The 23,348-nt window shown below is 64.5% G+C and carries 23 protein-coding genes; 4 read left to right on the top strand and 19 right to left on the bottom strand.

Annotated elements, in window-relative coordinates:
- Positions 1-38 precede the first annotated feature (38 nt).
- From KUF59_RS28565 to KUF59_RS28545, 5 genes are all read right to left on the bottom strand, one after another.
- The gene (locus tag KUF59_RS28565) at positions 39-911 is read right to left on the bottom strand and encodes an ABC transporter ATP-binding protein (protein ID WP_212455532.1); all 873 of its coding nucleotides are present in this window, start codon (positions 909-911) and stop codon (positions 39-41) included.
- Entirely contained in the window at positions 908-1,813 is a 906-nt protein-coding gene (locus KUF59_RS28560; RefSeq protein WP_212455531.1) for an ABC transporter permease, read from the bottom strand. The genes KUF59_RS28565 and KUF59_RS28560 overlap by 4 nt, the downstream gene beginning before the upstream one ends.
- Positions 1,810-3,231, bottom strand: coding sequence for an ABC transporter substrate-binding protein (locus KUF59_RS28555; protein WP_212455530.1), 1,422 nt, complete (start codon positions 3,229-3,231; stop codon positions 1,810-1,812). The genes KUF59_RS28560 and KUF59_RS28555 overlap by 4 nt, the downstream gene beginning before the upstream one ends.
- Before the next feature lie 165 nt (positions 3,232-3,396).
- A complete protein-coding gene (locus tag KUF59_RS28550; RefSeq protein WP_212455529.1) occupies positions 3,397-4,173 on the bottom strand; it encodes a Crp/Fnr family transcriptional regulator in 777 nt (258 codons plus the stop codon).
- A 127-nt stretch (positions 4,174-4,300) separates the two neighbouring features.
- A complete protein-coding gene (locus KUF59_RS28545) occupies positions 4,301-4,606 on the bottom strand; it encodes a gamma-butyrobetaine hydroxylase-like domain-containing protein (RefSeq protein ID WP_212455528.1) in 306 nt (101 codons plus the stop codon).
- A 197-nt stretch (positions 4,607-4,803) separates the two neighbouring features.
- On the opposite strand from KUF59_RS28545, the gene KUF59_RS28540 reads away from it, so the two are divergent.
- The 4 genes from KUF59_RS28540 (at position 4,804) to KUF59_RS28525 (ending at position 8,731) form a co-directional block, all read left to right on the top strand.
- Complete coding sequence (locus tag KUF59_RS28540; protein WP_212455527.1) at positions 4,804-5,577, top strand: ferredoxin--NADP reductase; 774 nt, start codon at positions 4,804-4,806, stop codon at positions 5,575-5,577.
- A 163-nt stretch (positions 5,578-5,740) separates the two neighbouring features.
- Positions 5,741-7,483: a fumarate reductase/succinate dehydrogenase flavoprotein subunit gene (locus KUF59_RS28535; RefSeq protein ID WP_212455526.1), complete on the top strand. Its 1,743-nt coding sequence runs from the start codon at positions 5,741-5,743 to the stop codon at positions 7,481-7,483.
- Between the two features lie 34 nt (positions 7,484-7,517).
- Positions 7,518-7,751 carry a 4Fe-4S dicluster domain-containing protein gene (locus KUF59_RS28530; protein ID WP_212455525.1) on the top strand — a complete coding sequence of 78 codons (234 nt, stop codon included), beginning with the start codon at positions 7,518-7,520 and terminating at the stop codon, positions 7,749-7,751.
- 2 nt (positions 7,752-7,753) lie between these two features.
- Complete coding sequence (locus tag KUF59_RS28525) at positions 7,754-8,731, top strand: HEAT repeat domain-containing protein (RefSeq protein WP_212455524.1); 978 nt, start codon at positions 7,754-7,756, stop codon at positions 8,729-8,731.
- Positions 8,732-8,734: 3 nt separating this feature from the next.
- Here the strand turns inward: KUF59_RS28525 and KUF59_RS28520 are convergent, their stop codons facing one another.
- Genes KUF59_RS28520 through KUF59_RS28455 form a run of 14 tightly spaced genes read right to left on the bottom strand, consistent with a single transcriptional unit; the run spans position 8,735 to position 23,347 of the window.
- On the bottom strand, positions 8,735-9,361 hold the full coding sequence (locus KUF59_RS28520; protein ID WP_212455523.1) for an FMN-dependent NADH-azoreductase: 627 nt from the start codon (positions 9,359-9,361) through the stop codon (positions 8,735-8,737).
- 6 nt (positions 9,362-9,367) lie between these two features.
- On the bottom strand, positions 9,368-10,948 hold the full coding sequence (locus KUF59_RS28515) for an isochorismatase family protein (protein ID WP_212455522.1): 1,581 nt from the start codon (positions 10,946-10,948) through the stop codon (positions 9,368-9,370).
- Positions 10,949-10,966: 18 nt separating this feature from the next.
- Entirely contained in the window at positions 10,967-11,815 is an 849-nt protein-coding gene (locus tag KUF59_RS28510) for an N-acyl homoserine lactonase family protein (RefSeq protein ID WP_212455521.1), read from the bottom strand.
- Positions 11,816-11,852: 37 nt separating this feature from the next.
- Positions 11,853-12,743 (bottom strand): amidohydrolase family protein, encoded by an 891-nt coding sequence (locus KUF59_RS28505; protein ID WP_212455520.1) that lies wholly within the window; start codon positions 12,741-12,743, stop codon positions 11,853-11,855.
- Positions 12,740-13,861, bottom strand: a complete 1,122-nt coding sequence (locus KUF59_RS28500; protein ID WP_212455519.1) for a vWA domain-containing protein — start codon at positions 13,859-13,861, stop codon at positions 12,740-12,742. The genes KUF59_RS28505 and KUF59_RS28500 overlap by 4 nt, the downstream gene beginning before the upstream one ends.
- A complete protein-coding gene (locus KUF59_RS28495) occupies positions 13,858-14,739 on the bottom strand; it encodes an AAA family ATPase (RefSeq protein ID WP_212455518.1) in 882 nt (293 codons plus the stop codon). Before KUF59_RS28495 ends, KUF59_RS28500 begins: the two co-directional genes overlap by 4 nt.
- A gap of 10 nt (positions 14,740-14,749) precedes the next feature.
- Complete coding sequence (locus KUF59_RS28490; RefSeq protein WP_212455517.1) at positions 14,750-15,772, bottom strand: xanthine dehydrogenase family protein molybdopterin-binding subunit; 1,023 nt, start codon at positions 15,770-15,772, stop codon at positions 14,750-14,752.
- 1 nt (position 15,773) lies between these two features.
- Entirely contained in the window at positions 15,774-17,366 is a 1,593-nt protein-coding gene (locus KUF59_RS28485) for a xanthine dehydrogenase family protein molybdopterin-binding subunit (RefSeq protein WP_212455516.1), read from the bottom strand.
- An 11-nt stretch (positions 17,367-17,377) separates the two neighbouring features.
- Complete coding sequence (locus tag KUF59_RS28480; RefSeq protein ID WP_212455515.1) at positions 17,378-17,854, bottom strand: (2Fe-2S)-binding protein; 477 nt, start codon at positions 17,852-17,854, stop codon at positions 17,378-17,380.
- A gap of 6 nt (positions 17,855-17,860) precedes the next feature.
- Positions 17,861-18,679, bottom strand: coding sequence for an FAD binding domain-containing protein (locus tag KUF59_RS28475; RefSeq protein WP_212455514.1), 819 nt, complete (start codon positions 18,677-18,679; stop codon positions 17,861-17,863).
- A gap of 2 nt (positions 18,680-18,681) precedes the next feature.
- A complete protein-coding gene (locus KUF59_RS28470) occupies positions 18,682-19,125 on the bottom strand; it encodes an SRPBCC family protein (protein ID WP_212455513.1) in 444 nt (147 codons plus the stop codon).
- A gap of 2 nt (positions 19,126-19,127) precedes the next feature.
- Positions 19,128-19,565 carry an SRPBCC family protein gene (locus KUF59_RS28465; protein WP_212455512.1) on the bottom strand — a complete coding sequence of 146 codons (438 nt, stop codon included), beginning with the start codon at positions 19,563-19,565 and terminating at the stop codon, positions 19,128-19,130.
- Positions 19,566-19,577: 12 nt separating this feature from the next.
- Positions 19,578-22,487, bottom strand: coding sequence for a flotillin family protein (locus KUF59_RS28460; protein ID WP_212455511.1), 2,910 nt, complete (start codon positions 22,485-22,487; stop codon positions 19,578-19,580).
- Positions 22,488-22,513: 26 nt separating this feature from the next.
- Complete coding sequence (locus KUF59_RS28455) at positions 22,514-23,347, bottom strand: phosphoenolpyruvate hydrolase family protein (protein ID WP_212455510.1); 834 nt, start codon at positions 23,345-23,347, stop codon at positions 22,514-22,516.
- Position 23,348: the final 1 nt, after the last annotated feature.

Here is a 23,348-nt window from a genome sequence, read left to right as displayed (position 1 = left end):
ACCCACCCCGCAAGCGGGGCGAGGTGAAGGAGAGTTCTCTACAGCACGTCCGCCAGCGAGTGACCGTGCAGTTCGATGTTCAGCCCCTGCATGCCGAGATCGTTGATCTCGCCGCCCATGGCCTTCAGGCTTTCCTCGCGGATCAGAGACATCAGTCCGCGGCGCAGCGCCAAAAACTCCGACGACATCATCATCGACTGCTGCCGCGGGCGGTCCAGCGGGATCGGAATCTCGGCTTTGATCGAGCCGGGCCGCGCGGTCATGCAGTAGACGCGGTCGGAGAGGAAGATCGCTTCGTCGATGTCGTGGGTGACGAACAACACCGAGATTTTCAGTCGCTGCCACATGTTGGTGAGGATCTGCTGCATGATGACGCGGGTTTGTGCATCGAGCGCGCCGAAGGGCTCGTCGAGCAGCAGCACCTTCGGTCCCGTGGCAAGCGCCCGTACGATGCCGACACGCTGCTTCATCCCACCGGACAGCCGCTCCGGGTAGTGCTTTTCAAAAGCCTCGAGCCCTGCAAGGCCAAGCAGGGTGCGCGCGGCGCGTTCGCGCTGCGAGCGCGGCATGCCGCGCATCTTCAGGCCGAACTCGACATTCTCCCGCACCGTCTTCCAGGGAAACAGCGAATATTGCTGGAACACCATGCCGCGCTCGGCGCTCGGCCCGTTGACCGCCTCGCCGTCGACGGTGACGGCGCCCGTGGTCGGCTTGAGGAAGCCCGCGACCGCATTGAGCAGCGTCGACTTCCCGCAGCCCGATGGGCCGACGATGGAAACGAACTCGCCCGGCTTCACATGGATCTGCGTATCGGTGACGGCCTGTACCGGCCCTTCGATGCTGTCATAGCTCAGTGAGAAATTCTTGACCTCGATATGGCCCTTCGGGGCGACCATCTGGATCTCGCTCATTTCTCCCTCCACGGCATCACAACTTGTCCTGCACCGCGGATCAGGAGGCTCGATCCCAATCCGAGCACGCCGATCGCGATCATGCCGAGCGCGATGTCGGCGTATTGCACCAGTGAGTAGGCCTCCCAGGTGAAGTAGCCGATGCCGTATTGGCCCGAGATCATCTCGGCGGCGATCAGCGACACCCAGGCCACGCCCATGCCGACGGTGAGGCCGGTGAAGATGTGCGGCAGCGAGGCCGGAAAGTACACCTCGCGGAAGATCGAGCGCTCGCGTGCGCCGAGACACTGCGCCGCGCGGACGAGCACGGGATCGACCAGCGACATGCCGTGCAGCGTGTTGACCAGGATCGGGAAGAACGAACCAAGGAAGGTGATGTAGACGATGCTTTGCTCGTTGGTCGGCCACAGCATGATGGCCATCGGCACCCAGGCGATCGCGGGAATCGGCCGCAGCACTTCGGCGACCGGGAAGACGATCTCGTGGATCAGCTTGAAGCGGCCCATGATCAGCCCGAGCGGCACGCCAATTACTGCAGCCAGCGTGAATCCCATCAGGATGCGCCGGCAGCTCAATAGGATGTGCATCAGGAATTTCGGATCGTGGATCGCCTTGATGAAGCTCGCATAGACGGCGAGCGGCGAGGGCACGTTGGTGAAGCGCACGAAGAACACGACGCGGTAGGTCGTGAGCAGGTGCCAGACGAGAAGGAAGGCGATCAGCGAGGCGATGCCGATTGCCGTCGCCCGCAAGCTGCCCTGGTTGAGCCGGAACCAGCGCAACGCGAGCGTGCCGAACGACGGCGGAGTGCTCTGCGGCGTGGCGGCGGGTGCCGTTGACGCATCGGCGACCGCTGATGGCATCGCGTCCTCGGGATGCCGCAGAATGGCGGGGCTGCTCACGTCTTGCCTCCGGTGACCGCCGACTTCACCGCGTCCTCAAAGCCGAGCACCTTGCCGCTGATTTTCGCCGCATAGGTCTCGGCGTCCTTCTTCAGGAGGAACGGTGCGATCTCGTCGCCGCCGACCGCGAAGAAGGCCTGGTCGGCAAACAGCTTGATGCCACGGGAGGTGTCGAAGACGTAAGTCACGTTGATCTTCTTGCCCTTGGCTTTGAAGTCAGCATAGGCGCCGAGCGTGCAGGTGGCACTTGCGAAGGGCAGGATGCCGGCCTCGTCGACCCAGACTTCGCCCGCCTTGCGTGGATCGCCGATCGGCTTCTTGCAGAAGCCATCCTCGCCCGCGATCTCGTAGTTCTTCGTGCTCGCAAGCTGTGCGTCATAGTCGAGCTTCATCTCGGCATAGGCCTTGCGGATGTAGCTGTCGTCGACCCACTTCTTGGGATCGAACTCCTTCATGCGTCCGAGATTCTGCAGCACCTTGACGTCGGTGGTGGCCGCATCGATCAGCGCCGGCTTGATCGATGGATCGGTGGTCATGTTGCCGCTGGGGCCCAGGAAGATGTAGACGACCTCCTTGCTGATGCCGGTCCATTCCTGGATCTTTTCGGCCGCAAGCTTTGGATTGTCGCGCAGCCACTGGTTGGCGGCGATGATCGCCTTCATGTAGGCGACGACGACTTCAGGGTATTTTTCGGCAAAGTCGGTGCGCACGACGATGCCGTGGAAGGTCGGCAGATTGGTCTCGACGCCGTCAAAGATCTTTCGCGCAAACCCACGGAACGGCAACAGCTCGGCGAAGGGGACGAAGTCGGCATGCGCGTCGATCTTCTTCTCCTGGAGATTGGTCGAGCCGACCTCGGGGCTCTGGCTCACGAGCTGGAAGAAATCGGCGGGATAGCCGCGGTCCTGCAACGCCTTCAGCACCATGCCGTGCGCGGCGGAGCCGAAGGGCACGCTGACGAGCTTGCCCTTGAGATCGGCAAGATCGTAGTAGGACGAGTCCTTGTGCACGACCATGCCGTTGCCGGAACCGGACAGGCTATAAGCGGCAATGCCGATCAGGCGGCTCTTGCTTTCCGGATTGCTCTCGAAGGTGAAGCCGTTCACGATCAGCGGATAGTCGCCCATCATGCCGATCTGAAGCTTGTTAGCCATCATCGCATTGGTGACGGGCGGGCCGGAGGTGAAGTTCTGCCACTCCATCTCGAACTTGATGTTGGCGTATTTGCCTGATGTCGGCAGGTATTTTTCGAGGAGCTTGAGTTGCCGGATGACGACGCCGGCGGTCACCGTGTTGGTGGTCGTGTCCTGCGTGCCGATGCCGATCGTGACCGTTTCCGCCGTCGCCGGCTGCGCGAGGAGAAGCGCGAGCGACGTCACCGACATCGCGATCGAGAGCGTTGGAAGATGGCGGACCATTCTCATCCTCATTCGGTTGGATGTGCTGTGGCTGCCATGATTGGGTGAGGGCGCCGGCGGGGCAAACCCGGATTTACCGCCGCAGTCGATTAGTTGCCGGGAAAAGGTGATTGCATACTCCTTGGGCAATCCTGCACTTGAAAGCCACTTGCATGTGCATGGACATTAGTCGCCGGCTTGGCCACGCATCTCCTCCAGGACGTCGGGCCGGCAGACCACGATCTGGGACCGTTTGGTGAGCACGATTCCCTTTTCCTGCATCCGCTTCAGGCTGATGGTCACCCACTGCCTGGTGGCGCCGACCATGTGGGCGATGTCGGCATGGGTGAAGGCTGCCGCGATCACGGTGCCGTCGGCGTCCTCGACGCCATAGAGCTCGACGAGGTGGAGCAGCAGATGCGCCAGGCGCTGGGTGATCGAGCGCGTTCCCAGCATCTGCGCCAGCGCCGAATAGCATTTGCCCTTGAAGGTCAGGCCTTCGATCAGGCCGATGGCAAGATTGGGGATTTCGGCCGCGAGCGTGCGCAGCTCCTTTCCGGGCAGGTGAACGACGCTGCAATTGCTGGATGCAACGCCGGACCACTGATGCAGGGTGCCCTCGAACACTTCGGGCCCGCCGACGAAATTGCCGACATGCCAATAGGCAAGCGTGATCTCGCGCCCGAGCGGAGAGGTGTAGAACACACGAATCCGGCCGCTCTCGATCAGCCAGATGCCGTCGTGGCGGCCGCCCTGGCTGAACAGGGTCTGGCCGCGGTTGAGCACCTTGCGTCGGCCCTGTTTCAGCACCAGCTCGCGCTCGCGCAGCGTCAGCTTGTCCATCAATGGTGGCGGCCCGCCGATGGACTGCTGGTTTTCGGTCAGGAGCAGCGACGAGCTGCCTGCGGGTCGGCCCGTTGCGGGAACAGCCCCGCGCACCGCATTTGCCGCCTGCATCAGCATTGTCCGCCTCCGGAACGTTCAAATCGTTCTAAAGAGCAGCAATGTTCGTGCCAGATGCGCAGGGGCCACAACTGCTCCCTGGGGTAATGGGGTCCTGGCTTTCGCCGGGACGACTGCTTGGGTGGGATCAGCGTTCCGCCAGACTCAGCAGATACGGCTTCGGATAAATCCCCCGGTTGTGCCCGTCCGAGAACGAGATGTTCAGCCCGTAGCCGAGGTCACCGATGTCGGTGATCGCAATGCCCGGAAAGCGCGCGGGGAAGCGGCCGTCAAAGCGCGCGCGGGTGCAGTGGGCGCATTTGCAGGCCAGGCGAAGCTGCTCGGCACCAAGTTCGAGTTGATCGTCATGTGTGGTGCGCACGACGAGCGCGGCGAGATCGGCGCTGGCCTCGTAGCCAGCGACGGTCGGTGCCACCAATGCGGTCACGGTCATGACGGTTCTCCGACGTCCTCCTAAGCACCAAGGTGGCGCCGCGGATAGCAACTAATTGCCTGACGGCGCTTGGCGAACTGATCGCAGCGATATTTCGCAACTAATCGACCGAGAGAAGCAATTCGGCGTTGCGAGAAGACCGTCTCTCCGAAACCTTTCGCCGCATCGAGAAAGCCATGGCGAAGGAGAGACGGACGATGAGCGCCTTTCAGAAGGAAACGGTTCTGTCGGTGAAGCACTGGACAGAATCCCTGTTCTCCTTCACGGCGACGCGCGATCCCGGCTTCCGCTTCCAGAACGGCCAATTCGCCATGATCGGCCTCGAGGTCGAAGGCAAGCCGCTGATGCGGGCCTACAGCATGGCCAGCGCCAACCACGAAGAGGCGCTCGAATTCTTCTCGATCAAGGTGCCGGACGGCCCCCTGACCTCGCGGCTCCAGAAGATCAGGGAAGGCGACATCATCCTGGTCGGCCGCAAGGCCACGGGCACGCTGGTCACCGGCAATCTGCTCCCGGGCAAACGGCTGCTTCTTCTCTCGACCGGGACCGGCCTTGCGCCGTTTGCGAGCCTGATCAAGGACCCCGATGTCTACGAGAATTTTGAGGCCATCGTGCTCGCGCATGGCTGCCGGCAGGTCTCGGAACTCGCCTATGGGGAACACCTCGTCGAGAACCTTCTGAGCCACGAGTTCTTCGGTCCACTGATCAAGGACAAGCTCGTCTACTACCCGACCGTGACACGCGAACCCTTCAGGAATCGCGGGCGCATCACCGATCTGATCGAGCAGGGTCAGCTCTTTGCCGATATCGGGCAGCCTCCGCTCGACAGGGACACCGATCGCATCATGCTGTGCGGCAGCCCCGCGATGCTGGAAGAGCTACACGCGATGTTCACGGCGCGCGGTTTTGCAGAAGGCAATCACAGCCAGCCCGGCCACTTCGTGATCGAAAAGGCGTTTGTCGAGCGCTGAGCCATTTGCTCACGCCGCGGTCAATCGAGCGGCTGCGGTTTGGGCAAATGAACCAAAGAGCAGCAATTCTCTTCCGGCGACAACTAATTGCTATCGCCGGAAACTCCCCTCAACAAATCTGATGCAAAGGCGCCGGATCGCGCCGGCGAACCAGGAGCAAGCGATGGCACTAGATCAGATCGTCGACGGACTTTCCGAGGTTTCCTGCGACGTGCTGGTCATCGGCGGTGGCACGGCCGGCCCGATGGCGGCGTTGAAGGCAAAACTGAAGAACCCGAAGGCCAATGTCGTCCTGCTCGAAAAGGCCAACGTCAAGCGCTCCGGCGCGATCTCGATGGGCATGGACGGATTGAACAACGCCGTCATCCCCGGCTACGCGACGCCCGAGCAGTATACGAAAGAGATCACGATCGCCAATGACGGCATCGTCGATCAGAAGGCGGTCTATAAATACGCCCAGAACTGCTTTGAGATCATCGAGGAGCTCGACAGCTTCGGCATCCGCTTCCTGAAGAACGAGAACGGCGATTACGCCGTGAAGAAGGTTCACCACATCGGCACCTATGTTCTGCCGATGCCGAATGGCGAGACCGTGAAGAAGGCGCTGTATCGCCAGCTTCGCCGCGCCCGCATCCTGATCTCCAACCGCTACATGGCGACGCGGCTCTTGAAGTCCGGCGACGGGCGCATTGCCGGCGCGATCTCGGTCAATACCCGTACCGCCGAGATGCTCGTGATCAAGGCCAAGGCCGTGATCCTCTGCATGGGTGCCGCCGGCCGCTTGGGCTTGCCGACATCCGGCTACATGTTTGGCACCTATGAGAACGCCGCCAATTCCGGCGACGGCTATGCGATGGCCTATCACGCCGGTGCAGCGCTCGCGAACCTCGAGTGCTTCCAGATCAACCCGCTGATCAAGGACTATAACGGCCCGGCTTGCGCCTACGTTGCCGGTCCCTTTGGCGCCTATACCGCGAACAATGAGGGCTCGCGCTTCATCGAATGCGATTACTGGTCCGGCCAGATGATGCTGGAGTTCTACAACGAGTTGCTGTCCGGCAAGGGTCCGGTGTTCCTCCAGCTCAAGCATCTCCACCCCAACACGATCGAGGAGATCGAATCGACGCTGCACAAGGTGGAGCGGCCGACGCGCGGCCTGTTCCAGCAGGGGCGCGGGGTCGATTATCGCAGCGAGTCGATCGAGATGCACATCTCCGAGATCGGCTTCTGCTCCGGCCACAGCGCCTCGGGCGTGTTTGTCGACGACAATGCCCGCACAACCGTGCCGGGCCTCTATGCCGCCGGCGACATGGCGAGCGTGCCGCACAATTACATGCTCGGTGCCTTCACCAACGGCTCGGTCGCCGGTATCGACGCGATGGAGTTTGCCGACAGCCACGACTTTGCAGAGTTCGACGCGCAGGAGGTGGCAAGGGAGCGCGACCGTGTGATGGCGCCGACCACGCGTGAGGACGGCATTCCGCCGAACCAGATCGAGTACAAGGCCCGCCGCCTGGTCAACGACTATCTCCAGCCGCCGAAGGTGACGCGCAAATACGAGCTCGGCATGCGCCGTCTCGCCGAGGTGCGGGAGGACATGCAGGAGCGCATGATCGCGCGCAATGCACACGAGCTGCTTCGTGCGCTCGAGGTGCAGTCGATCATGGATTGCGCCGACATGGCCGCCCATGCCTCGCTCTACCGCGAGGAGAGCCGCTGGGGCCTCTATCACTGGCGCACGGATTTTCCGGAGAAGGACAACGAGAACTGGTTCTGCCATACGCTGCTGAGCAAGCAGGACGGCAAGATGACCAGCGAGAAGCGCGCGGTCGAACCATACGTCGTGCCGATCGCCGACGACGAGAAGGATCTCTACGACAAGCAGCGCATTCGCGCCACAGCCTGATCCACCGCCAACAGCAAGCAACAGGAGATCAACGATGCCTCTCGCTTCATATCAGACATCGGTTCCGGTGGTCGTGGACGATGAAAAGTGCATCGCGGACAAGGGCTGCACGGTGTGCGTCGACGTCTGTCCGCTCGACGTGCTCCGCATCAGCGACATGACCGGAAAAGCCTACATGGCTTATGACGAGTGCTGGTACTGCATGCCCTGCGAAGCGGACTGCCCGACCGGCGCCGTCACCGTCAACATTCCCTATCTGTTGAGGTAGTCATGTCGAGCCCGTTCGAGTCCTATGACGACCTCGAAGATGCCGACGAGCGTCTGCAGGCCGCCGATCCCGCCGAGCGCCGCGTCGCGATCATTGCGCTCGGCCATTCCGGCGATCCCGCCGCGGTCGGTCATCTCGCCAACATGGTGTCCGATCCCGATGCCGGCGTGCGTCAGCAGGTCGCAATGGCACTCGGCGAGTTCGACGGGCCGGAGGCCGCGGGCGCGCTGGTCAGGCTGCTGGTCGACCCCGAAAGGATCGTGGCAGGGGCTGCCGCCGACAGCATGGCCGAGTTCAAGGATCCTGCGTGCGCCGAAATCATCCTGCCACTGGTCAAGCACGGCCACGCCTTCGTCCGCATGGGAGCGCTGCGTGCGTTGAAGGAGCTGCGCCGCAAGGACACGCTGAAGCCGGCGCTGGAAGCGCTGCAGGACTCGGACGCGGCCGTGCGCGTGCAGGCGATCGGTGTCATCGGCTTCCTGAAGCTGGAAGAGTCGATTCCGGCGCTGACAGCGCTGATCCACGATCCCGATGCCCATGTGCGGCGCGCGGCGGTGAGTGCGCTCGCCTTTTCGCAGATGAAGCCGGCGGCAGAGACGATCACCCGCGCGCTGAAGGACAACGACTGGATGGTCCGCGAAATGGCGGCGGAAACGCTCGGGCTCAACGTCAATGGTGCGATCGCCGCCGATCAACTGATTGCCTGCCTTGCTGACGAGTTCTGGCAGGTGCGGCTGAAGGCGATCCGCAGCCTCGGCAGAATGAAGATCGAGCGCGCGGTGCGCCCGATCGGCAACTGCATGACCCATGAGCAGGCAAACTTGCGCAAGGAAGCCGCCGCGGCACTCGGTGAGATCGCCCATGCCGACGGCGAGGCATTCCTGGCGGTGATCGCCGACGATCCCGATCCCGACGTGCGCAAGAACGCACGCTGGGCGCTTCAGCAGATTGCTGCACGAAAAGCGAGGACGGGGGCGTAGGGATCAGAACCGCTTCGCCAGATCGGCGAGACGGTGATGGGCGCTGTCACGCGCGGTGCGGATCGGCTCGGTAGGCCCTGCGGTCGGGCCGATCGGCACAAAACTGACGCTGCTGACGCCGATGAAGCGCAGCGCTTCCCGCAAGTAAGGCGTTGCCATGTCGATGCGGCCGCGGTTCATGCCGGTAGAAAAATCGCCGCCGGAGGCGAGGATCACCAAGGTCGGGCGATCCTTCAGCAGCGGAAAGTAACCCTGTGCCGGATCGAACCGGAACGTGAGGCCGGGCTGGATGATCACGTCGAACCACTGCTTCAGCTTATAGGGGATGCCAAAATTCCACATCGGCGTCGAGATCAGCACGCGATCAGCCAGTGAGAACCGCAGCGCCATGCGCTCGGCCTCGGCAAAGCTGTCGCGTTGCGGATCGTTGAAGGCCTGGCCCTTCATGCGGGCATATTTGGCCTCGACGATGGGACCGACAAACTCCGGCATCCGTTCCCGCCAGAGATCCATGACGTCGATATCCCAGTCGGGATGCGCCTGGCGGAAGCCGTCAAGGAAGATTCGCGCGCCGGCGCTCGACTCGGAGTCGGCGCGCGGCGAGCAGGAGAGGTGCAAAAGCTTTGGCACCGGGCATCATCCCAGCGCTCTGATGACGGCATCCGCCCGTGTCACGACCGCGACGTTCTGCATGGCAAAGTTGATCGAGGCGTTGTGCCAGTCGGCGTTCATGGTCGAGCAGCAATCCTCCGGCACGATCATGAAATAGCCCTTGTCGGCGCCGGTGCGCGCGGTGTGCTCGACCGACATGTTGGTCCAAGCGCCAGTGTTGATGATCATGTCGCGGCCGGTGGCTTTCAGGATCGTTTCCAGCCGGGTGCCTTCCCAGGCACTCATCCGCATCTTCTCGACCACGAAATCGCCGGGTCGCGGCTCGAGGCCGGACACGGGCGCTGCGCCCCAGCTTCCGCGCACCATGGCCTTGCTGTCGACCAGCCCTTCGAACAGCGGCGCGTTCAAGGTGACGCCGGGGGCGCCGGGCTCGACGACGAACCAGACATGGATGATGGCGACGCCGCGGGCCCGTGCGGCTTCCGCCAGACGCCGGACGTTCTCGACGACATGTTGTTGCTTCGCATGACCGGGCGAACCGGAGTCGGCGAAGGCGCCGCCATCCATGATGACGTCGTTCTGGAGGTCCTGGATGATCATGGCGCAGCGCCGCGGATCGAGCTGCATCTCGTCATCGGCAAGGATGGGCGCTGCGGGCGCAGAACTGGTGCTCGTGCTGGCGCCGCCGCCACTGCGCCGGCCGCTCATATAGGGCTCGTGCCGCGGGCCGACTTTCGTCGGGATCGCGTAGACCGAATGCGTCGAGGTCAGATACAGCGTGCGGAAGTCTGGCCCGCCCCAAGCGAGGTTGGCGACGAGTTCGGGCACGCGCACCTTGCCGAGCAGTTCGGCCTTGGGCGAATAGACCCAGACGCCGCCGGGCGCGGTGACCCAGATGTTGCCGTGCTGGTCGCATTTCATGCCGTCGGGCAGGCCGGGTTCGAGCTCGGAGCGAACGCCGCTGGCAAACACGCGGCCGTTCGCCAACGAGCCGTCGGCATTGACGTCGAACACGCGGATCAATGCCTGCACGGTATCGTTGACATAGAGCAGCTTCTCGTCCGGCGAGAAGCAGAGGCCGTTCGGCTGGTCGAACAGGGTGCGCTCGACCAGAAGCTTCGGTTCGCCACCGGGCATGACGCGATACACGCCCTGGAAGCCGAGCTGGCGCGGCCGCTCGACGCCATAGACGGGCATGCGGCCGTACCAGGGATCCGAAAAATAGATCGTGCCGGACGAATGCATGCAGACGTCGTTCGGGCTGTTCAACTCCTGGCCGCAAAAATGCGAGGCCAGCACCTCGCGACGGCCGTCCGGCCGTTCGCGGATCAGCGAGGATGTCGCGTGCTCGCAGACGATCAAATTCAGCTCGGCGTCATAGGTCATGCCGTTGCATTTGTTCGAGGGGCGCTTGACCTCGACAACGCCGCGCCGTGCGTCCCAGCGCCGGCGCACGTCACCCGGCATGTCCGAGAACAGCAGATAGTGATCGACCGGATGCCAGATCGGTCCTTCCGTGAAGTCGAAGCCGGTGCCGACCTGCGCGACCGGCGCGTAGGGGTCGATCAGGTTTTCGAATTCGGAGCGCAAGGTGACGTGGGTCATCGGTCGGTCCTCAACACTTCACGCCGGGAACCAGTTGCGCGCGGGCAGGGACTGCACGATCGGTCCGGGGACCTGGTCGTGCAGGCGGCCGACGACCATGCCGCCGTCGATCTTGGCGGGCCGGTCATGCACGGGCAGAAGATAGCGCGAATTGCTCAGGAGCTTTTTGATCGACGCCTTCTCTGCGCGCTTGGTGGTGCCGTGGTTGCCGGTGGTGCGCGGCTCCCAATCATGGATTTCGTTGAAGGGCGTCACGATCTGGTCGTTGAAATCGTAGATCACGTCGCCGCAGATCGTGGCGATGCCATCGGCCGTCTCGACGATGATATTCATCGAGCCCTCGGTATGAGCATTGGCAGCGTCGCAGTAGACACCGGGCATCAGCTCGATCGGGCCGGTGATCTCCAGGTCGAGGAAGCGCAGCGCGCTCTTGGTGTGCAGGCGATCGATCAGGTGCTTGATGTCAGGTGCCGGATACTGCGGATGCATCAGGCCGGAGACGGAATATTCGAGCTCCCTGCGGTTGACGACGACGGTCGTGTTCATCGGGAACAGATCGTCCTTGCCGGCGTGATCGATGTGCAGATGGGTGTGGCAGACGAAGCGGATGTCGCCCATGCGCACACCATGCCGCGCAAGCTGGTTCTCGATCATGTTCTCATGGTATTGCAGGCCCCGCATGCCCAGCGTTTCCATGATCTGGTTGGAGCGGTAGCCGGTATCGACCACGACAGGATATTTGCCGCCGAGGATGAGGAAGCCCAGGGTCAGGACGCGGCGGGTCCGGCCGCAGTCGCGGCCGAGCACCAGAAAGCTCGATTCCAGTTCGATATCCCCGTAGTCCAGGATCTTGATCTCCAGCGCCATTTCTTTGCCCTCCCTATCCCTGTCCTATTGGTTGCGTCTACGGCCCGAGCCGGTAGACGCGTGTCGCGGTTGTCCTGAAAATAGCTTCGCGCTGCGCGTCGCTGAGCGAAGCCGCAGCGGCGCGGAAAGCGTCGACCAGCTCGCGGTAGCTGGTCCACAATTTCTCGATCGGAAAATTCGAGCCGAACAGGCAGCGTTCGGCGCCAAAAATCGCGACGGTGTCGGTGACGACTTCAGCGATATGCGCGGGATCGTTGCGGTGGATGAACGTTCCGAGCCCGGAGAGTTTTGAATAGATGCTCGGACATGAAGCCAACCGCGCCATCCCGGCGCGCCAGGCGGCGCGGCCAGCCGGCGAAAGGTCTTCCAGCATGCCCGCGTGCTGGAGAATGAACGTCACGTTGGGGCAGGATTCGGCAAGATGCGCGGCGTCGGGCATCTGCGGCGTGAACACCTGGAGATCAAAGCTCCAGCCGTAATCGGCGAGCCGCGCGACGTTGCGACGGATCACGGGATCGACGCAAAGATCGGGGCGACTCGCGAAGCGATAGAGCGGGTTCTCGTGCCAGTGCAATTGCATGCGCACGCCGCGCACCAGCGGATAGCGCGTGAGCCGGTCGAGCTGCGGGCGAACGTCCTCGACGGCGAAATTGGCATAGGCGACGATCGCATGGGGCCAGCCGTTTTCGTCGGCGGTCCTTTGCACCCACGCCGTCTCATCCTCAAAACGGTCATTGGCCCAGTTGGTCTGGACATAGACCGAGCGCGTGACGCCAGTGCCCCTGAGATCGGCGAGATATTCCTCGATCGGATAGTCGCGCCGGATCGGTTCATAGGGGCCAAAAATGCGTGGCTGCATCGGCCCGGTCAGCCAGGGCAAATCCGCCTGCCGCCAGATGTGATGATGGCCATCCACGATATCGGTCACGCCGCTCTCCTTCGCCCCAGCGCCAGCACATGCGCCACGATCGACGCGCTCGATCCGCCGTCCACGAGATCGTCGACAAAGCGCTCGATCGCAACGAGCGCCTCGGTCTGCGGGCGGAAGTCGGGACCCGTCGCGAGCGGCGTCAGCCAGCTCACCCGCCAGGCGCGCCGCGACAATTTTGCGACCGCGTCGCGCAACGCGTCCGGCTTGCCGCGCTCAAGACCGTCGGAGATCACGATCACGGCTGCGCCGCGTGCGTAGCCGCCGAACCGGGGGACGGCGAGAAACGCCTGGAGCGCGTCGCCGATCCGCGTGCCGCCGTCCCAGTCGCTGACCAGATGAGCCGCCGCATTCAGCGCCTGCACGCGGCGTTTCAACCGCAAGGGGCGGGTGACGCGGGTCAGCCTTGTGCCGAAGGTAAAAACCTCGACATTGGGCGCCGCTTGCACCAGCGCATGCGCGAGCTTCATATTGTCTTCGGTGCGGCTCTTCATCGAGCCGGAGACGTCGATCAGGACCAGAATCTTTCGTGGACGATGCCGCCGCTTCAAATGCCCGAGCCGCAAGATCTCACCGTCGCTGCGCACGGTCTCGCGCAGGGTACGGCGCAGATCAGCGAAGGGACCGCGGCGCGCCCGCATGCGGCGATGGCCGTGCCGGCGCGGCAGGCGCCGCGGCGCCTCGCGCGTCAGCTGGCGCAGCGCGTCAGTGGTGGAGAGTTGCGCAAAGCGGCGCTCGACGAGGGCTTCAGCGCGGGTGGCGGTGAGGCCGGACTCGTTGGCATCGTCCGAGAGCAGCGGCTCCTCGTCACCGCGGCCTTCCTCTTGCAGCCGGACGGTCTCGTCGTCCTCCCCCTCGTCGTCGCGCTCGATCGCCTCGCTGCCGCGGAAGTGCAGATCGAACAACCGGTCAAAGGTCGCCCGGCGCTCCGGCGGCGGGGCGAGCGTTGCCAGTGCGGCCTGCCTGATGTCATTGAGGTCGCGCGGGCCGAGCAGATCGATGGCGGACAGGAACGTGGTGGTCTGCTCAGGCGCAACGGCAAATCCGTTGGCGCGCAGGAGGGCGACGAAGTCGACGAACACGCGCGCGGCGCGCGGCAACCTTGGCTCGGTGCTCATGCGGTTGCCCCCGCGAGTACGGCGTCGAGCCGGGGTGAGATGAAATGAAGGTCCTCTTCATCCTTGAGCGCAACGCCTATCGAGCGCTTGAAGGCATCCGGCCAGCGTGCGCCGCCCTTGTGCAGGAGCGTCGCGGCTTCGGCCCAGTCGACGGCCTCCGCAATTCCCGGCGCCTTGCTGAGCGGCTCGCGCCGCAACTTTTCGACGGCGGCGACCACGGCGCGGGCTGTCGATTCCGCGACGCTCGACGCCCGCATCATGATGATGCGCGCCTCGCGCTCGGCGGTGGGATAGTCGATCCAATGATAGACGCAGCGCCGCCGCAGGGCTTCATGCAGGTCGCGCGTGCGGTTTGAGGTCAGCACCACGACCGGGCGCTCCGCGGCGCGGACCGTGCCGCGCTCGGGAATCGAGATCTGGAAGTCGGACAGGAATTCGAGCAGGAAAGCTTCGAACTCCTGGTCGGCACGGTCGATTTCGTCGATTAGCAACACGGTGGAGTCGGGCGCACGCAGCGCCGCCAGCATGGGACGCTCGATCAGAAACGTTTCGCCGTAGATGTCGATGCTCTCGTCGCCGGCCTGGCGGATCGCGAGCATCTGGCGCGGGTAGTTCCACTCGTAGAGCGCGGCGGACGCGTCGATGCCCTCGTAGCACTGCAGGCGGATCAGCCGACGGCCGAGCACGGCGGCGATGGCTTTTGCGGCCTCGGTCTTGCCCACACCCGGCGCGCCCTCGAGCAGCAGCGGCTTGCCGAGCGCGAGCCCGAGATAGGCCGCGGTCGCAAGTCCTTCGTCGGCGAGGTAATAGGCCGCGCGCAGCGCCTTCTCCAGCGCCTCGGGGCTGTCGATGCCGACGATGTTGCTGCGAACGGCCACGATGTCTCCCTTAGCGCCGGGCCTGCGGCCGCGCGCCGCCCTGGGCCTTGATCGCGCGCAAGACCTTCTCCGGCGTGATCGGCAGATCGTCGATGCGCACGCCGACAGCATTGAAGATCGCGTTGGCGACGGCGGGCAGCACCGGATTGGCGCACATCTCGCCGGGACCTTTGGCGCCGAACGGACCGTCAGGAGCAGGCCGCTCCAGCACCGCGATGTCGTGCGGGCAGATATCGCCGGGACCGGGCATCAGATATTCGACGAAGTCGCGAGGGCCGTGAACCGGATCGGGATAGTAGGGTTCCGGCGTCTCATAGAGCGCGTGACTGATCCCCATCCAGGCGCCGCCGACGAGTTGCTGCTCCACGAGGCGCGGGTTGAGCGCGCGGCCGAGCTCATAGGCAGAATCCATCCGCACCATGTCGACTTCGCCGGTCTCGTCGTCGACGTCGACCTCGGCGACGAGGCAGGCATGCGCATAACAGGTCGCCGGTGACATCTCGCCGGTTTCTGGATCGACATTGGAGAGCGGGACCAGGAAAATGCCGCGGCCCGAGATGGTCTTGCCCTGCTTGAACTGAGCGGCGATGGCGACATCCTTGGTCGAGATCGAGCGGTGCGGCGCGCCCTTGACGTGGATGTTGCCGCGGCCGTCGGTCTCGAGATCGGCGGCGTTGACCTCGAGTTCCTCGGCGGCCGCCTCCATCATCACGCCGCGCGCCTCGCGGGCGGCCGCCATAACGGCATTGCCGACGCGGTGGGTGCCGCGTGAGGCAAAGGAGCCCATGCAGTGCGGTCCGGTGTCGGAATCGGCGGTGTCGACATAGACATCCTCGACGGGCACGCCCAGCGTCTCGGCGCAGATCTGCCGCGTCACTGATTTCATGCCCTGGCCGAGGTCGATCGACGAGAGCGCCACGGTGAACTTGCCGCTGGGATTGGAATGCACCAGCGCTTGGCTCGGATCGCCGCCGAGATTCATGCCGATGGGATAATTGATCGACGCCATGCCGCGTCCGCGATGCCGGGCCATGTCAGCGTCTCCTTGTACCGAACACGGACGAGAAGCGCGTCGCGCCGTGCGACGGTGCCGACGGCCGCGGCGGGGGAGGCGGCGGTGCCGGCGGAGGCGGCTCGCGCGGTGGTTCTCGCGTCGCGCTCACTGGCGCGCGGTCATAGGTCGTGCGCTGCTGCGCAGGCGCGGCCGGACGCGCGCGCGCATCCGCAGGTGTCGGCGGAATGATCGCACGGCTGCCGCCACCGTCCTTGCGCGAGGAGGCACGCTTGAATTCGTCGCGGATCGGCCACTTGGCCTTTTCGGCAGCCACCTGCACGCATTCGATCAGCGCGGTGTTCTTGGCCTCGCGCCGGTGCGCCTTCATGTCGCCGTCGCGATAGGCGTTGAGAATGCGGAACTCCATCGGGTCCATGCCGACGAGGTTCGCGAGCTTGTCCATCTGGCATTCGATCGCAAAATCCATCGCGGTGACGCCGAAGCCGCGCATCGCGGTCGCGGGCGTGCGATTGGTGAAGACGCAATAGACGTCGCCATGGACGTTGGGGATGGTGTAGGGGCCCGGCAGATGCGCTGCGCATTTCACGGCGGCGTAACTGGAGAGCCGGGTGTAGGCGCCGCTGTCAAAGTAGGCGCGGATCTTGCGCGCGACGATGCGGCCGTCGCGCATCACGCCGTCCTTGATGTAGATGCGCTCGGCGCCGCGCGGCGGGCCGTATTGCATCTCCTCCTCGCGCCCGAACACATAGCGCACGGGACGCCCGGTCAGCATCGCCCCGAGGATCGCGAGCGGCTCGGTCAGCGTATCGACCTTGCCGCCAAAGCCGCCGCCGACGGTGCCGCCGATGAAATGGAAGGTGTTGGAGGGCACATCCAAGATCTTGGCGCAGGTGTCGACCGAGAAGAACAGCGCCTGTGTCGAGGTGTAGACGACATAGCGGCCGTTGGTGTCGGGTGCTGCGATCGCGCCGTTTGTCTCGGTCGGCGCATGCTCGATGGGCGACATCTGATAACGCTGTTCGAGCACGTGATCGGCTGTGGCCAGCGCCGCGTCGGCATCGCCAAAACGCAGCCGCTGGTGGTCGTAGACGTCGTGATAGATGAAGGCGTTCTTGGGGTATGTCTCATTGACGACGGGCGCGCCGGGCTTCAGGGCGTCCTCAACGTCGAATACGGTCGGTAGCGGCTCATAATCGATCCGCACCTTCGCGATCGCCTCAAAGGCCTCGCGCTCGCTGTCGGCGACGATTGCGACGATCGGCTCGCCCTTGTAGCGAACCTTGTCCACGGCGAGCGATGGTTCGTCATCCTTGCCGAAGTTGATGAGGCTGAGCAGCGTGTTGAGATTGACCGGCACGTCGGCACCGCGAATGATTTTGCGCACGCCGGCCGAGCGCTCAGCTTCCGTAGTGTCGATGCGCCGGAGCCGTGCATGCGCATGCGTCGAGCGCACCACCTTCAGATGCAGCATGCCCTGGAGTTTATGGTCGTTAAAGTAGCTCGACGTGCCCGTGATGTGGCCGAGCATGTCTTGCCGCTGCGTGCCTTTGCCGATCTCCTTGAGGTTATCGTCGCGCTCGTCGGCGAAAATGTCCTTGCGCAGTTCCAGCATGACGAGGTCCTCTAGGCGCTGGCCCGGCCGCCCGAGGCGGCGAGGATGGCGTTGATGATGGATTCGTAGCCCGTGCACCGGCAGATGTTGCCGGAGATGGCCTCGACGACGTCGGCCCGGCTCGGCGACGGATTGCGGTCGAGCAGGGCCTTTGCCGCCATCAGCATGCCCGGCGTGCAATAGCCGCACTGGGCGGCAAAGGCGTCGGCGAAGGCGCGTTGCAGCGGATGCAGGTTCGGTCCCTGCTTCATGCCGTCGAGTGTCTCGACGGAACGGCCGGCGACGGTTTCGGCCAGCGTCAGGCAGGAGAGGTGAAGTTCGCCGTCGATCAGCACGCTGCACGTGCCGCAGCCGCCCTGGCCGCAACCGAATTTGGGCGTCATGTCGCCGATCAGCTCGCGCAGGGCGACCAGCAGGTTGGTGCCGCCATCGACGAAGATCGCGACGTCGCGGCCGTTGTGACGAAATTGCAGGGGCGTTTTTGACATGACGATCTATTCCTGACCGGACAGAAGGCGACGCAGATGCACGCCCACGATCTCACGGCGATACCAGGCGCTGCCGAGCGCATTGTCGGAGGGCGCCGTTCCCTCGGTGACGGCGGATGCCGCGGCAGCAATGGTTGCTGCATCGAGGACGCGTCCCTCCAGCGCGCGCTCGGCGGCCTTGGCGCGGATCTGGGTCGGCGCCATCGAGCCGAGCGCAATGCGCGCGCCGGCGATGCGCCCGCCGCTGATCGGCAGATGCGCCGCGAGCGTGATGACCGAGCCGCCCTTCGGCTTGATGCGCGCGACCTTGCGGTAGCGGAAGGCATCCGCGCTTGCCGGCCGCGTGCAGGACACTGACAGCACCAGCGCACCGGATTGCCGCTCGCGGGATTGCAAAAACTCCTCGATCGCGATGTCGCGGGACCCAAAGCCGCCTTGCACGGCCACCGTGGCATCGAGCGCGAGCAGCGCCACGGCAAAGTCGCCGTAGGGGTTTGGAGCAAAGAGATTGCCGCCGACAGTGCCCATGTTGCGCACGGCCGGGCCACCGATCGAGCGGGCAGGGGCATGCAGGAAGGCGAGATCGCGCTCAGCGAGGACGCGCGCGAAGGTGACGCCGGCGCCCAGCGTGATCCGGGGGCCGGACGCGTCTATCCGGGTCAGCGCCTGGTCGCTGGCACGGACGACGGTCGAGATCGAGACGTCGCCCTCGTTGAGCGCTCGCATCACCAGCGTGCCGCCGCCGAGATAGCGCGCGGTGCGATCGGACGACAGCGCCGTCGCAGCCTCGTTCGAGCTGGCAAAGGTCTTGACCGTGACAGCCATGATTAAGCGGCCTCCTTCAAATGGCGGCGGATGGCCTCGAATCCGGCCTGGTAAATATCCTCGGAGACCATGTGGGTGATGCGGTCCCGGTCTTCCGGTTTTGTGGTGAAGCGCGACTCCCAGTGCCAGAAGGTGCGGTCGCCATCGGTCACCGGCAGCAGGCGGACATGGGCCACGTAGTTGAACATCGGCACTGGCGTATCGAGCAGGCAGTAGCTGAAGGACTGTTCGAGGTCGGACAGCGCCAACAATTGCTCGCGCAGCTCCGCGCCGTCCCTGAGCTTGAAGCGCCTGATGCAGCCGATCTTGTCCGATGACTGCGCCCGCTCGATCGTCGAGGTTGCGACCGCCGGATGCCAGCGATCATGGCCGTTGAAATCGCGCAGCACGTTCCACACTGCGTCCGTCGGTGCGTTAAGGATCGTGCTTTTGACGATATGCGGCACGGTTAGCCTCCGAACACACGCTTCAGGGCATCGAACCCACCCTGGAACACGCCGCCGCCGATATTGCCGACCAGTTCCGCTTCCCGTTCCGGCGCGCAGTCGAATTCGGCGGTCCATTCCATAAATGTCTGGTCGCCATCGGTGACGGGTGTGAGCCGAAGCGTCGCGACGTAGTTCTCGACGCCCATCGGGGATTCCAGGATCGAGTAGGTGCAGAACATGTCGTAGTCGGAGAGGCCAAGCAGCTTCTCTCGGATGCGATCACCGTTGCGCAGGCGAAAATCCCTGACGCAGCCGATCTTGTCCGAGGGCTCACCGCCCTCGATGCGGCTTTCCGCAATCGCGGGATGCCAGTTCGGCATGCCGTTGAAGTCGCGCACCCGCGCCCAGACGCGGTCGTTACGGGCATTGACGACGGTGGAGACGTAGACGCGGGCCATGAACCTAAATCCTCAGCTTTTCTTCCGTGGACCGCGCTCGGCCGGCGGCTCGCCTCCAGCGGAGGGAGCGGCCGGGCCGGCCGGCTTATCGCCACCGCCGCCACCGCCGCTCTTGCGGGCGGAATCCTTGATGCCCTGCATGTCGCGGGCCTCGCGGATCAGGCCCGGCATCTTTGCGAGGCTGCCGCCCTCGACGCCGATATCCGACAGGATCGAGTCGATCAGCGGCGCCTGCACGCGGTAGCGCAGCGCCGAGTCGATCACCTCATCGGTGGCGCTGCGGCCGCCGCCACCGCCATTGCCGCCACCGTTGAGGCCGTCGACCTGGAGGATGCGGATGCCCTCGATCTTCTCCATCGGTTTGACGCTCTCGCGGACGATGCCCTCGATGCGGTCGAGCAGCTTTCTGCGGAACAGCGAGTAGCGGGCCTGATCGGTAAGAACGTTCTCGGCCTCGTTCAATAGGCGCTGAGCCTCTGCTTCCACGGCGGCGCGAACACGCTCGGCTTCCGCGGCGATGCGCGTTTCCTCAGCCTGCTTCTCGGCGATCAGGATCTCCACTGTCTTGCGGCGCTTGGCGATCTCGCTTTCGCGTGCGGTGATGACGCGCTCGCTGGCCTCCGTCGCGCGCATCCGTGCTTCCTCGGCCGAGGCCTTGGCCGCGGATTCTTCCAGCGACTTCAGGTGGATCGCAATCGCCTTCTCCATCAGGACGGTTTCGACCTCCTTCTCGCGGTTGACTTCGAGCTTGCGCAGCTCGCGCTCGCGGCCGACACGGGCCTCGTCGAGGCCGCGATCAGACGCGATGCGGGCACGCTCGACTTCCTCGCGGGAGGCGATCTCGGCCTCCTGGAGCGACTGGACGCGGGCGACTTCGAGCTGCTCGATCGAACGGCGGCGCTCGATGCGAGCGGCTTCCAGCGCCTGCTCGCGCGAGACGTCGGTCGTCTCGACTTCCTTTCGCGCGACAATCTCGGCCTGCTTGACCCGGCTGTCGGCGTCGATTCGTTCAGAGCGCTTTGTGGAGAGCGCAATGACGCGGTCCTCGTCGGCGATCTCGATCGCCTTCTTCTGCTCGATATTGAGCACCTCGCGCTTCTTCGACGAGGTGATCCGCTCGGATTCGAGTGCGAGGTCGACGCCGATGCGCTGGCGTTCGATGACATCGCGCCGCTTGAGATCGGCGGCTTCGATCGCCGCGGTGCGCTCGATTTCGAGCGCCTTGGTATCCCGATCGGCCTGGATTCGTTCCGCAGCAACTGCCTTCTCCTGCGCAATGCGTGCGGCCTCGATCGCTTCGCGGGCGGCGATGTCGGCTTCCTCGACGGCGCGGTTGCGGGCGATCTCCAGCGAGCGGACGCGCTCCTCCTGCGCGATGCGGGAGGCTTCCGTGGCCTCGCGCGCGACGATGCCGGCGACGTCCAGCGACTGGTTGCGTTCGATCTCCAGTTGGCGCGTGTTCTGCTCGGCCGCGATGCGCTCGGCGGCGAGGGTCCGCTCGCGAGCGATACGCGCGGCCTCGACCGCGCGCTGCGCCTCGATCTCGGCCTCCTGGATGGTGCGCACCTGCTGGATCTCCAGCGCGCGGGTGCGCTCGTCCGAGGAGATGCGCTCGACATTGACGATCATGGTCTGGGCGATGCGGGCCTTTTCGGTCGCCTCGCGGGCGGCGATTTCGGCCTCGTCCACCGCGCGCGTCCGCTCGATCTCGCGGCGCCTTGTCTCCTCCTCGTTGGCGATGCGCGCGTCGGTGACGACGCGATCCTGCTGGATGCGCGCCTTTTCGATCGCCTCGCGTGCCGCGATCTCGGCTTCCTCGACCGTGCGCATCCGCTCGATCTCGCGTTGGCGCACTTCGCGCTCCGAAGCGATACGGGTCGTGTCGATCGAGCGCTGGTTCGCAATCCGGGTCTTTTCGACCTCCTCGCGCGCCAGCAGTTCCTTCTCTTCGATGGTACGGGTCCGCTCGATCTCCTTCTGGCGGGTCTCGCGCTCGGAGGCGATGCGAGCTTCTGCGATCGCCTGGTCGTTGGCGATGCGCGCCTTCTCGATGGCTTCGCGGGCGGAGATCTGGGCCTGCTCGGCCTCGGTCTCGCGCAGCGCGCGTTCGCGGGCGACCTCGGTGCGCTGCAGGGCGCGGCGCATCTCGATGTCGCGTTCCTGCTCGAGGCGGGCCGTCTCGCTCTCGCGCTCGATCTCCAGCGCCTGCCGTTCGGCCTCGAGATTGCGGGAGCGGATCTTGATCATCGAGTCCTGCTCGATGTCGTTGCGCAGCTTTCGCTTGGCCTCGATATCCTCCATCAGGCGGGTCAGACCTTCGGCGTCGAACCGGTTCGACGGGTTGAAAAACTCGAGGTCGGTCTGGTCGAGATCGGTGATGGCGACCGACTCCAACTCGAGGCCGTTCTGCGCAAGCGCCTCGGCCGCGTTGGCCTTGACGCGGGCGACGTATTCGCCGCGCTGCTCGTGCATCTGCTCCAGGGTCATCTCGGAGGCAACCGATCGGATCGCGGATATGAATTTGCCGGCCAGCAGCGCGTGGAGCTGCTCCGGCTCCATGGTGCGGCGGCCGAGCGTGGCGGCGGCGATGGAGACGGCTTCGCGGCTCGCCTGCACGCGGACGTAAAAGTCGGCTTCGATGTCGACACGCATGCGGTCGCGGGTGATCACGGCGTCCTGCCGGGACCGCACGATGCCCATCGGCAGCACGTTCATGTTGACCGGCGTATAGTCGTGGATGAACGGCAGCACGAAAGCGCCGCCATTGATCACCACGCGCTCGCCCAGGAAGCCGGTCCGGACGAAGGACACCTCCTTGGAGGAGCGGTGGTAGAGCCAGTTCACGATGTAGACGCCAACCACGATCACGACGATCGCGACGATCAGCCAGAGGATCAATTCACCGACCAATATCCCTGACATCTTTCCCTCCCTCAAACGTTCCGGCGTTATCGCGCGCCGATCGCCTTGAATTGACGCACCTGATCCGTCAGCGCCCGCTCCACGGGCAGTCGCTCCATCGAGGACGCGCCGTAGAAGCCGTGGCAGTGACTTGTGCTCTTCATGATGAAATCCGCGTCCGCCGGATCCGCGATCGGGCCGCCATGGGCCAGCACCAGGATGTCCGGATTGACGCTCAGTGCGGCGGAGGCCCAGGTGTCGATCTGCGCGGGACAATCCTGCAGCTTGAGCGCGGTTTGCGCGCCGATCGTGCCGCCGGTCGTCAGCCCCATGTGGCAGACGATGATGTCGGCCCCTGCGATCGCCATCGCGGCGGCTTCCTTCTCGCTGAACACGTAGGGCGTGGTCAGCATGTCCTTGTCATGCGCCTTTGCGATCATGTCGATCTCGAGCGCGTATGACATGCCGGTCTCTTCGAGATTGGCGCGGAAGGTGCCGTCGATCAGGCCGACGGTCGGGAAGTTCTGGACGCCTGCGAAGCCGATGGCCTTCAACTGGTCTAGGAATACGTCCATGTCGCGGAACGGATCGGTGCCGTTGACGCCTGCGAGCACCGGCGTCTTGGTCACGACGGGAAGAACTTCGCCGGCCATCTCCAGGACGATGGCGTTGGCGTCGCCATAAGGCATCAGTCCCGCGAGCGAGCCGCGCCCGGCCATGCGATAGCGGCCGGAATTGTAGATCACGATGAGATCGACGCCGCCGGCCTCCTCGCATTTGGCCGACAAGCCGGTACCGGCCCCGCCACCGACGATCGGCTCGCCGCGCCTGGCCATGTCGCGAAACTTCTTCAGGAGAGCAGCGCGTTCAAACCTCGCCATC

The organism is Bradyrhizobium arachidis (assembly GCF_024758505.1).
Taxonomy (GTDB): Bacteria; Pseudomonadota; Alphaproteobacteria; order Rhizobiales; family Xanthobacteraceae; genus Bradyrhizobium; species Bradyrhizobium manausense_C.
The sequence above is the reverse complement of the archived record's forward strand: the minus strand, read 5'-3'. Positions and strand labels throughout refer to the sequence as shown.